A 10,083-nucleotide genomic window follows, 5' to 3' on the forward strand; every position below is an offset into this window, starting at 1 on the left:
GACCGTGCGGGAGGCGCGGCGCGCCGCGCGCGGCCTCGACCTGGCCCCGCCCGCGGCGGACCCGGCCGACTCGTCGGCGCCGCTGCTGACGGCGCGCGGCGTGACGGTGAGCCACGGCCGCACGGTGGCCGTGCGCGAGCTCGACCTCACGCTCGGGACGGGGCGGGTCACGTCCCTGATGGGACGCAACGGCTCGGGCAAGTCCTCGCTGCTGTGGGCGCTGCAGGGGAGCGGACGGCGCCAGCACGGGTCGGTCGTCGTCGGTGGCGCCGACCCCGCCCGGCTGGAGCCGGCCGAGCGCCGCGCCGTCGTCGGGCTGCTCCCGCAGACCTCGGCGGACCTGCTCTACCTGGAGACCGTCGACGAGGAGTGCGCCGCCGGCGGCGAGGGCACCCGCGAGATCCTCGACCGCCTGGTGCCCGGCATCCCCGGCGACGCTCACCCGCGTGACCTCTCCGAGGGGCAGCGACTGGCCCTGGCCCTGGCGCTGGTGCTCGTCGCCCGCCCGCACGTCGTGCTGCTCGACGAGCCGACGCGCGGGCTCGACTACGCCGCGAAGGGCTCGCTGGCGACGATGCTGCGCGGCCTCGCGGACGACGGTCACGCGGTGCTGGTGGCCACCCACGACGTGGAGTTCACCGCCCTGGCCGCCGACGACGTGGTCGTCATGGCCGAGGGCGAGGTGGTCTCGGCCGGTCCCGCGCGCCGGGTGGTCGCCGAGTCCCCGGCCTTCGCCCCGCAGGTCACCAAGGTGCTCGGCGCGCCCTGGCTGCGGGTCGACGAGGTCGTCGCCGCCCTGGGGACGCCGTGAGCGCGCCCGCCGTCCCGGTCTCGCTGCGCTCCGCCGCGGTCCTGGGGGTCGCGTCCGTCGCCGGCCTGATGATGCTCTGCTGGCCCCTGCTGCTGCGGGTCTCCGAGGACACCCGCGTCGACCCGCCGTTCCTCTTCCTGGCCCTGCTGCCGATCGTCGTGGCGGTGGTCCTCGCCGAGCTGAGCGAGGGCGGCATGGATGCGCGCGTGCTGGCGGTCCTGGGCGTGCTCAGCGCCGTCAACGCCATCCTGCGCACCGTCTCGGCGGGCACGGCCGGCGTCGAGCTCGTGTTCTTCCTGCTGATCCTCGGGGGGCGGGTCTTCGGCGCGGGCTTCGGGTTCGTGCTCGGCTGCACGTCGCTGTTCGCCTCGGCCCTGATGACCGCGGGGGTCGGGCCGTGGCTGCCGTTCCAGATGATCGTGTCGGCCTGGATCGGCATGGGCGCCGGGCTCCTGCCGCGACGGGTGACCGGTCGCGCGGAGATCGCGATGCTCGCGGTCTACGGCGTGCTGGCGGCGTACGTCTTCGGGCTGCTGATGAACCTCTCGGGGTGGCCCTTCCTCCTGGGCGTGCAGGTGCCCGGCCACGAGGGCTCGCTGTCCTACGTGCCGGGCGCCCCGCTCGCCGACAACCTGGCGACGTTCCTGAAGTACACGCTGATCACGTCCACCGGCAGCTTCGACACCGGCCGCGCCATCACCAACGTCGTGGCGATCGTGGTGCTCGGCCCGGCGATCCTCACGACCCTGCGCCGGGCCGCCAAGCGGGCGACCGTCACGGCCGAGTAGCCCGGGGCGCCGGCGGGTACGGGGCGCGATGCGCATCTTCTTCACCGGCGGCAGCGGGAAGGCCGGCCGACACGTCGCGCCTTACCTCGCCGACCTCGGCCACCACGTCACCAACGCCGACCTCGTGCCCCTGGGGCACCCGGACGTCGCCGACCTCCGCGTCGACCTCACCGACGCCGGCGAGGTCTACTCGGCGCTCGCCGGCCTCGCGACGCTCGACGAGCTGGAGCTGCCGGAGGCGCCTCGCTACGACGCCGTGGTCCACTTCGCCGCCGTGCCGCGCATCGCCCTGACCTCGGACGCGGCGACGTACGCCACCAACGTCCTGAGCACCTTCCACGTGCTGGAGGCCGCCACCCGGCTGGGCGTGCGCAAGGTCGTGTTCGCCTCCTCCGAGACCACCTACGGCGTGTGCTTCGCGCAGGGGGAGCACCGCCCGCTCTACGTCCCGGTCGACGAGGAGCACCCGACGGTCCCCGAGGACGCCTACGCGATGTCGAAGGTGGCCGGTGAGGAGACGGCCCGCTCGTTCCAGGCCCGCACGGGCGCCGACGTCTACGGGCTGCGGATCAACAACGTCATCGAGCCCCACGAGTACGCCGAGCTGTTCCCGCGCTTCCTCGAGGACCCGTCGCCGCGCCGCCGGAACCTGTTCGCCTACATCGACACCCGCGACCTGGGCCAGATGGTGCAGCGCTGCCTGGAGACCGACGGCCTGGGCTACGAGGTCTTCAACGTCGCCAACGCCGACATGTCGGTGGCGGCGACCACCCAGGAGATCCGGGAGCGCTTCTACGCCGGGGTCGAGGTGCGCCGGGAGATGGGCCGGGACGAGACGTTCTACGCCATCGACAAGGCGCGCGACCTCGTCGGCTTCGACCCGACCCACTCCTGGCGTGACGAGCTCGCGGACCCCGGCGCCGGCTGACGCGGGGCTCAGGCGGCGACCGCGAGGTCGGCCAGCTCCTCGGGCGTCGGCAGCAGCTGCCGCGACACGGCGGCCAGCACGAGGATCGCCAGGCCCAGCACCGCCGTCGCGAGCAGTCCTCGCTGGAAGCCGTCGACCAGGGCCGCCTGCGGAGCGGCGCCGCTCGTGAGCGAGGACGTCACGGCGGAGGTCGCCAGGCTGGAGACGACGGCGAGCCCGAGCGCGCCGCCCACCTGGTAGCCGGTGTTGATGATGCCGGAGGCGGCGCCGGCGTCCTCGTGGGCGATCTCCGAGAGTGCGCTGATCTGCGCTGGCACGCCGACGCCCATGATGCCGACGCCGTAGAGGACGAAGCCCGGGAGCAGCTCGGTCACGTAGGAGCCGTCCGCGGTGGCGCGGGTGAGCAGCAGCAGCCCGGCGAGGCCGACGAGCGCCGAGACGACCTGCACCGGACGGGTGCCGAAGCGGGGGAGCAGCTGCGTGGCCACCATCGCGCCGGCGATCGCGGCGACGCCCATCGGCAGGAACTGCAGGCCGGTCTCCAGGGCGGACAGCCCCTTGCCCTGCTGGAGGAAGATCGCGCTGAGGAAGAACATCGCCAGGAACGCGCCGCCGTTGAGCGCGAGCACGAGCGTCGAGCCGCTCAGGCTGCGCGAGCGGAAGAGTCGCAGCGGCACGAGCGGGGCCGCCGAGCGGGCCTCGACCACCAGGAACAGCGCCAGCAGCGACACGCCGGCGACGAGGGAGCCGATCACCTCGGCCGAGCCCCAGCCGAGCGGCTCGGAGCGGATGACGCCGAAGATGATCGCCAGCACGGCGCCCGTGCCGAGCACGGCGCCCGTCAGGTCGAAGGCCCGCGGTCCGTCGCTGACGACGCGGCTGTCGGCGACGGTCGAGGTGGTGAGCGCCAGCAGCGCCAGGCCGATCGGCACGTTGACGAAGAAGACCCATTCCCAGCCCACCGCGTCGACCAGGATCCCGCCCGCCACCACGCCGAGCGTGCCGCCGAGCCCGGCCAGACCGCCCCAGATGCCCATGGCGATGTTGCGCTCGCGCCCGGCGGCGTAGGTGACGGTGAGGATGGACAGCGCCGCGGCCGACAGCAGCGCCCCACCGAGGCCCTGGACCCCGCGGGCCGCGATCAGGAACCACTGGGACGTCGCCAGCCCACCGACCAGGGAGGCGACCGTGAACAGCGACAGCCCGACCAGGAACACCCGGCGCCGCCCCAGCACGTCGGCGAGGCGCCCGCCCAGGAGCAGGAAGCCGCCGAAGGCCAGGGTGTAGGCGCTGATCACCCACTGCAGGTTGTCCTGGCTGAAGCCGAGGTCCACCTGCATCTCGGGCAGCGCGACGTTCACGATCGTCACGTCCAGCACCACCATGAACTGGGCGAGCGCCAGCACCGCCAACGTCCCCCAAGGACTCTTCCGCATGAGCATGACCTTCCGATAGCGATTCACTGGACGGCGTACCTGTACGCCGTACATCTACAGTGAACAGCGGAACATGTACGGTGTATAGTTGTCAAGCATGGCGACCAAGACCGGATCCGCGGGCCCCTCGACCGGGTCCACCAAGGAGCGCCTGAGCCGCGAGGCCGTGGCCCGGGCGGCCATGGAGCTGGCCGACACCGAGGGCATCGAGGCGCTGACGGTGCGCCGGCTGGCCACGACCCTCGGGGTCACGCCGATGGCGCTCTACTGGCACTTCAAGGACAAGGACGCGCTGCTCGACGGCGTCGTCGAGGCGCTGATGGCCGACGTGCGCGCGCCGGCGCACGACGGGTCGGCGCCGTGGGACGAGCGGCTGCGCGCCGAGCTGGCGGCGCTGCTGGAGGGGCTCGCCGCCCATCCGGCGGTCGCCTCGCTGGTCAAGACCCGGATGCTCATCAGTGACCCCGGCCGCGACGTGGCCGAGCGGGTGCTCGCGCTGCTGCGGGAGGGCGGCTTCTCGGCCGAGCGCACCTCCCAGCTGGCGACGTACGCCCTGCTGACGATGACGAGCATCGTGGCCGACATGCCGGGCCTGAGCATCGGCGCGAGCGAGGAGGAGCGCGAGCAGCAGGTCCGCCGGAAGTGGGCGGCCCTCCAGGCGCTCTCACCCAAGCGCTACCCGCACATCATCGAATCGGCCGCCACGCTCACCGACTGCGTCGCCTCCGACCAGTGGCTGGACTTCGGGCTGGACACGATCATGGCCGGCTTCCGCGGTCAGGCGCCCTCGGCCTGAGACGCAGTGCTGCGCTCGGCCCGCCGTCCGGCGACGAGCAGCAGCACGCAGAGCGCGATCAGCACCGGCTCGATGGTGAACGCCCAGGTGAGGCCGACGCTGTCGGCGAGCCTGCCCAGGAGGTACGGCGCCGTGACGACCAGGATCCCGCCGAGCAGCTGGGAGCGGGAGTTGGCCTGGTCCTCGCGGCCGGGCGCGGCGGCGAGGCTGAGGGCCACCGCGAGCGGGTAGAGGTTGGCGATCCCCAGTCCGGCGACGAAGAGCCCGACCACCGCCACCCAGATCGCCGGTGCGAGCCAGAACAGGCCGAAGCCGACGGCGGTGGCTGCCAACGACGCCCACAGCAGGCGGGTCGTGCGACCGGGGCGGCGCGTCGCGACCGAGCCGGCGACCCGGCCGACGAGCAGGCCGACGTAGTGGCTGCTCATCGCGAGCACGGCGGCGCTCGTGGTGAGGCCGGTGTCCTTGAGCTCCTCGGTGCCGAAGTAGGCCAGGCAGAACTCCACCGCCATGCTGGCCGCCGCCAGTCCGGCGTAGAGCCAGCAGGCCGCCGGCAGGGGTCCGGGCCGACCGGACTCGACGCGTGAGGCCGGCGGGAGCGGCAGCCGCCGGAAGCGGACGAACAGGGCGAGGAGCGCAAGGGCCGGGAGGGCGAACGCCGTACGCCAGCCGGCCGGCCCCCCCGCCATGGCGCCGAGCGCGAGAGGCGCGGCGACGGCGCACAGGGCGGCGCCGATGTTGGCCTCCACGAGGGCGCGGTCGCGCTGCTCGCCGTGGGTGTCGGAGAGCAGTGACTGGATCGCGGTGAGCAGCATCGTGCCGCCGACGCCGAGCACGGCGCCGCCGGCCAGGGTCGTGGCGACGCCCCGGCCGAGCACGAAGAGCACCAGGCCGGCCACGGCCAGCAGCGCCGAGCCCCACAGGAGGGTGGCCCGGGGGAGCCTGCGGGCGATCGTGGGGAAGAGCAGCCCCGTCACGACGGTGCCCGCGGACCAGGCAGCGGTGTAGACGCCCAGCATCGTGTAGGAGAAGTGCAGCTCGTCGCGCAGGAGCGAGAGTGCCGGGCCGTAGCCGTAGACCCAGAAGGCGAAGCAGAGCAGGGCGGCGTACGACAGCACGGTGGGGCCGCCGCGCACGAAGGTGGCGGCAGGGGCTCGGGGCGAGGTCGACGCGGTGGGAGTGGGCACTGTGTAACGCTACACATCTAGGATCGAGCCATGCAAACCCCCGCCTCACCCCGCCGGGTCACCATGACCGAGGTCGCCCGCGCCGCGGGGGTGTCGCCGATGACGGTCTCCTACACCTACAACCGACCCGAGCGCGTCTCTCGCGAGAGCCGGGCGAGGGTGCTCGATGCGGCCACCGCGCTCGGCTACGCGGGTCCCGACCCCAGCGCCCGCTCGCTGCGCTACGGCGCCACCCGCACCCTCGGGGTCGTGCTGGGCGAGCACCTCACCTACGCCTTCGACGACGCCCAGGCCGTCGCCTTCCTGGCCGGCGTGGCCGAGGTCTGCGCCGAGCGCGGCTACGGCCTGCTCATCGTGCCGACGGGCACGGGGGAGGAGGACCCGACCCGCGTCGTCTCCGCGGCCGTCGACGCCTACGTCGCCTGGACGACCACGGCCGACGACCCGGTCCTCGAGGCCGCCGTGAGCACCCGTCGTCCGGTGGTCGTCCACGGCGGGCCCGAGCGTGAGGGCACGTCCCTGGTCAGCATCGACAACCGGGCGGCGGCGCGCGCCGTCGCCACCGAGGTCTGGTCGGGCGTGCGTCACCCGGCCGTGCTGAGCATGCCCGTCGACCGGCTCCGCGAGACGTTCGTGGCGCGCGGCCTCGACCCGGACGCGGTCCCCTACCCGGTCACCCGCGACCGGCTCGCCGGCTACCGCGACGCCGCGCGCGACCTCGGTCTGGACTGGTCCGCCGTACCGGTGGGCGTGTGCAGCGGCAACGACGAGGCCGACGCCGAGGCCGTCACGTCGCAGCTGCTGGCCCAGGACCCGAGCCTCGACGGGGTGGCCGCGATGAGCGACCGGCTGGCGGTGGGCGCCATCCGCGCCACCTCGCCGTCGCTGCGCGTCAGCGGATGGGACGACTCCCACCTCGCGCAGCAGCGCGGCCTCACCACCGTCGCCCAGGACATGCGGGCCCAGGGGGCGTCCTGCGCCGCCGCCGCCCTCGGAGGACAGGTCGCCGACCACGGGGACGACTGGCGCGTCGTCACCCGGGCGTCGACCAAGGGCTGACGCGGGTCAGGGTCCGGGTCAGGGCTGGACGAGCAGGATCTTGTCGTCGTCCTCGCCGGGGGAGCCGCGGCCGTCGCGGTTGCTGGTCATCACCCAGAGCCCGCCGTCGGGCGCGGCCGCGACCGTGCGCACCCGGCCGTACTCGCCGATGAAGAAGCCCTCGGGCTCGACCGCGCGGCGCCCGTCGACGCGCACGCGCCACAGCCGCTCGCCCTTGAGCGCGGCCATCCAGAGGTGGCCGTCGAGGTAGGCCAGCCCGGAGGGGGAGGAGTCGTCGGGGTTCCAGACCTGCTGCGGGTCGGTGAAGCCCTGGTCCGCGCCCCCCTCGCCCTCGACCTCGGGCCAGCCGTAGTTGGCGCCGGCGTCGATGCGGTTGAGCTCGTCGAACTCGTCCTGCCCGAACTCCGAGGCCCACAGCGTCCCGGCGTCGTCGAAGGCCAGGCCCTGGACGTTGCGGTGGCCCCAGGACCAGACGGGGGTGTCGAACGGGTTCCCGGGCGCGGGCTGGCCGTCCGGGGTGATCCGCAGGACCTTGCCGGCGAGCCCGTCGCGCTCCTGGGCCAGCGGCCCCTCGCCGATCTCGCCGGTGGAGACGTACAGGTAGCCGTCCGGTCCGAACTGCAGGCGCCCGCCGTCGTGGATGAAGCCGTTGGGGATGCCGGTGAGCATAGGCTCCTGGTCGCCGAGGCGGTCGCCGCTGAGGGGAGCCCGCACGACCCGGTTGTCCTCCGCGGTCGTGACGTAGAGGTAGACCAGCGAGTCCTCGGCGAACGTCGGGGACACGGCGACGCCCAGCAGCCCGGCCTCGCCCTCCGGCGCGGCCGAGTCGATGGTGGCGATCTCCGTGACGGCGTGGTCGGGCCCGCTGATCCGCAGCAGCCGGCGCGTGTCGCGCTCGGTGACGAGCGCGTCGCCGTTCGGGAGGAACGCCAGCCCCCACGGCGCCTCGAGACCGGTGGCGATCTCCTCGACCACCTCGGGCGGGCCTGCGGGCTCGGCCGGCGTGGGAGCCGGGGAGGCGGGCGTGGACGGGGTGGCCGAGGGTGTCGCCTCGGCCGACTCGGTGGCGTTGCCGGTCGTCTCGCGCTCGTCGTCGTCCTGCCCGCAGCCGGCGAGCAGGAGCGCGCCCGCGGCGATGGTCGCCGTCAGCAGCCGCACGTCAGCCCACCTTCGCGAGGAAGTCGAGCAGCAGCCCGTGCACCTGCTCGGGCTGCTCCATCTGGATGAAGTGCGTGCCGCGGATCTCGTCGAACGTCGCGTCGTCGAGCCGCTCGGCGGCCGTCGCCATGTCCCGGGCGCCGGCCAGCACGTCGTACCGGCCGGCGACGAAGGCGCACGGCACGCTCACCTGGCTGAGGGAGACGCGGGAGTGCCGCGAGGTGCTGAGGGCCAGCCGCATGTACCAGCCGATCGGGGTCGTGAGGAACTCGCGCACGGCCGTCGCGGCGAGCTCGGCGTCGGCCACCGGGAGCATGAAGCCGGTGTGGCTCAGCGCGGCGATGGCGCGCGGTCCGATCGGCAGCCGCGACGCCACCGGCGTCAGGGCGAAGCTGCCGAGCAGCAGCGCGCGGGTGAGGCTGACGCTCAGCAGCCGGACAAGCGGGCGCGGCAGGCGCAGCGGCCCGAGCATGGTGGCGAAGGTGTCGCCGGGCACCCCCGCGACGGCGAAGAGGCCGCGCACGCGCTCGGGGTGCCGCACCGCCATCTCGAACATCGTGTTGACGCCCATCGACCAGCCCATCAGCACGGCCCGGTCGATGCCGAAGTGGTCCATGACCGAGAGCCCGTCCTCGACGAAGTGCTCGATCTCGACGTGGCTCGGGTCCGCAGGGCGCTGGGACCCGCCGGTGCCCCGGTGGTTCCAGGACACGATCCGCACGCCGCAGTCGGGCCGCAGCAGCGCCGGCCAGGCGTGCGCACTGGTCCCGAGGCCGTTGCAGAGCACCACGGTGGGCCCCTCGGCCAGCCCGTCGCAGTCGTTGGTCCACGCGCGCAGCACGGTCCCGTCGTCGGAGAGGACGTCGTGGAACGTCAGGTTCGTCGCGCTCGTCGTCCGCGCTGCGGGGGTCGGCATGGACAGATTGTGCCCCAGCCCGGGTTGCCGACCGGGGCACGAAGGCAGTGGAGACGCCGGGCTCACCGGGGAGGGAGGGCGGGGAAGCCCGGTGAGCCCGGCGGAGAGGAGTGGTCAGGCGTGCGCCGTGCGGCGCGCGGTGTCGTCGGCCCTCGGCGCCCGGAGCGCGGCGAAGAAGTCGTCGACCTCCTCGCGCTCGGCGCGCCGCTGCGCGCACTCGGTCGCGGCCACCATGGCGTTGCGCCGCGCCCGCTGCTGGGACTCGACCGACCACCGGTGCAGGCGTCCGCGCGCGGCTCCGAGGACGGCGGGCGGAGCGATCGAGACCTGCATGGCGACTCCCGAGAACGGCTGGCGGCGTGCGGTCGACGCTAGGACCCGGGTGCGACGAGGGCGTCTCCGCCACGTGACATCGAGGTGAACTCACCCGCCCACGGTGGTTGAGGTGCGACCGCAGCGAGCCTCGAAAGCACCCCGCCCCAGCGCACCGGTGGTCGAGCAGTGAGGAGCGCCAGCGACGAGTGGCCGTCGAGACCCCTGCACCTCTGGCTGACTCCTCGGGGCCGGACTGGGGTGCCGCGCGCTTAGCCGGTCGCGTCTCCGGCTCAAGGATCGCCTTCGGCGCCCGCTTCGCGGCGCCCTTCGGGCGTCCTTGACCCGGAGCCTCTCTCGACCGGCTTGACGGCGCACGGGGCGACACGGGCTTCGCCCGCGCCGCCCGCGCAATTGCGCGGCACCCCCCGGCTGATGAGGCTTCTGGGGCTGGTGTGACTGGTGGTGCGACGACCGACACTCAGCGTCGGCAGTTGGTCACCACACCGGGCCGGCCAAGCGTGGAGACGTCGGCGTCGGGCTCGAACTGCCGACGTGGGTGACCGATCGGCGGGGCCCGCGCTGTTTGCGGGCGGCGCGGCGAAGCCGCCGCCGCCCGTGCGCCGTCCCAGCAGCCCGGGAGAGGCTCGGAGTCAAGGACGCCCGAAGGGCGCCGCGAAGCGGGCGAAGCT

Annotated in this window: 10 protein-coding genes; 5 read left to right on the forward strand and 5 right to left on the reverse strand. The window is 73.9% G+C overall.

Going from position 1 to position 10,083, the window contains the following annotated elements; all coding sequences use genetic code 11:
• The 3 genes from IRQ30_RS22765 to IRQ30_RS22775 all read left to right on the forward strand — a co-directional run.
• Positions 1–811: ATP-binding cassette domain-containing protein (locus IRQ30_RS22765; protein ID WP_193615109.1), on the forward strand; the 811-nt coding region annotated here is incomplete at its 5' end.
• Between the two features lie 68 nt (positions 812–879).
• Entirely contained in the window at positions 880–1,599 is a 720-nt protein-coding gene (locus IRQ30_RS22770; protein ID WP_227468006.1) for an ECF transporter S component, read from the forward strand.
• A gap of 28 nt (positions 1,600–1,627) precedes the next feature.
• Entirely contained in the window at positions 1,628–2,527 is a 900-nt protein-coding gene (locus IRQ30_RS22775; RefSeq protein WP_193615111.1) for an NAD-dependent epimerase/dehydratase family protein, read from the forward strand.
• Between the two features lie 8 nt (positions 2,528–2,535).
• Here the strand turns inward: IRQ30_RS22775 and IRQ30_RS22780 are convergent, their stop codons facing one another.
• The gene (locus tag IRQ30_RS22780) at positions 2,536–3,963 is read right to left on the reverse strand and encodes an MFS transporter (protein WP_193615112.1); all 1,428 of its coding nucleotides are present in this window, start codon (positions 3,961–3,963) and stop codon (positions 2,536–2,538) included.
• A gap of 97 nt (positions 3,964–4,060) precedes the next feature.
• On the opposite strand from IRQ30_RS22780, the gene IRQ30_RS22785 reads away from it, so the two are divergent.
• Positions 4,061–4,759 carry a TetR family transcriptional regulator gene (locus IRQ30_RS22785; protein WP_193615113.1) on the forward strand — a complete coding sequence of 233 codons (699 nt, stop codon included), beginning with the start codon at positions 4,061–4,063 and terminating at the stop codon, positions 4,757–4,759.
• Here the strand turns inward: IRQ30_RS22785 and IRQ30_RS22790 are convergent.
• Positions 4,741–5,946, reverse strand: a complete 1,206-nt coding sequence (locus tag IRQ30_RS22790) for an MFS transporter (RefSeq protein WP_193615114.1) — start codon at positions 5,944–5,946, stop codon at positions 4,741–4,743. The genes IRQ30_RS22785 and IRQ30_RS22790 overlap by 19 nt on opposite strands.
• Before the next feature lie 30 nt (positions 5,947–5,976).
• Here IRQ30_RS22790 and IRQ30_RS22795 point away from each other — a divergent pair, with 30 nt between their 5' ends.
• Positions 5,977–7,005: a LacI family DNA-binding transcriptional regulator gene (locus IRQ30_RS22795; RefSeq protein ID WP_227468005.1), complete on the forward strand. Its 1,029-nt coding sequence runs from the start codon at positions 5,977–5,979 to the stop codon at positions 7,003–7,005.
• 18 nt (positions 7,006–7,023) lie between these two features.
• On the opposite strand, the gene IRQ30_RS22800 is transcribed toward IRQ30_RS22795, so the two are convergent.
• The 3 genes from IRQ30_RS22800 to IRQ30_RS22810 form a co-directional block, all read right to left on the reverse strand.
• Entirely contained in the window at positions 7,024–8,163 is a 1,140-nt protein-coding gene (locus tag IRQ30_RS22800; RefSeq protein ID WP_338089831.1) for a PQQ-dependent sugar dehydrogenase, read from the reverse strand.
• 1 nt (position 8,164) lies between these two features.
• On the reverse strand, positions 8,165–9,079 hold the full coding sequence (locus IRQ30_RS22805) for an alpha/beta fold hydrolase (RefSeq protein WP_193615115.1): 915 nt from the start codon (positions 9,077–9,079) through the stop codon (positions 8,165–8,167).
• A 114-nt stretch (positions 9,080–9,193) separates the two neighbouring features.
• Positions 9,194–9,412, reverse strand: a complete 219-nt coding sequence (locus IRQ30_RS22810; protein WP_193615116.1) for a hypothetical protein — start codon at positions 9,410–9,412, stop codon at positions 9,194–9,196.
• Between the last annotated feature and the right edge of the window lie 671 nt (positions 9,413–10,083).

Source organism: Nocardioides lijunqiniae, from assembly GCF_015024225.1.
GTDB classification, from domain to species: Bacteria; Actinomycetota; Actinomycetes; order Propionibacteriales; family Nocardioidaceae; genus Nocardioides; species Nocardioides lijunqiniae.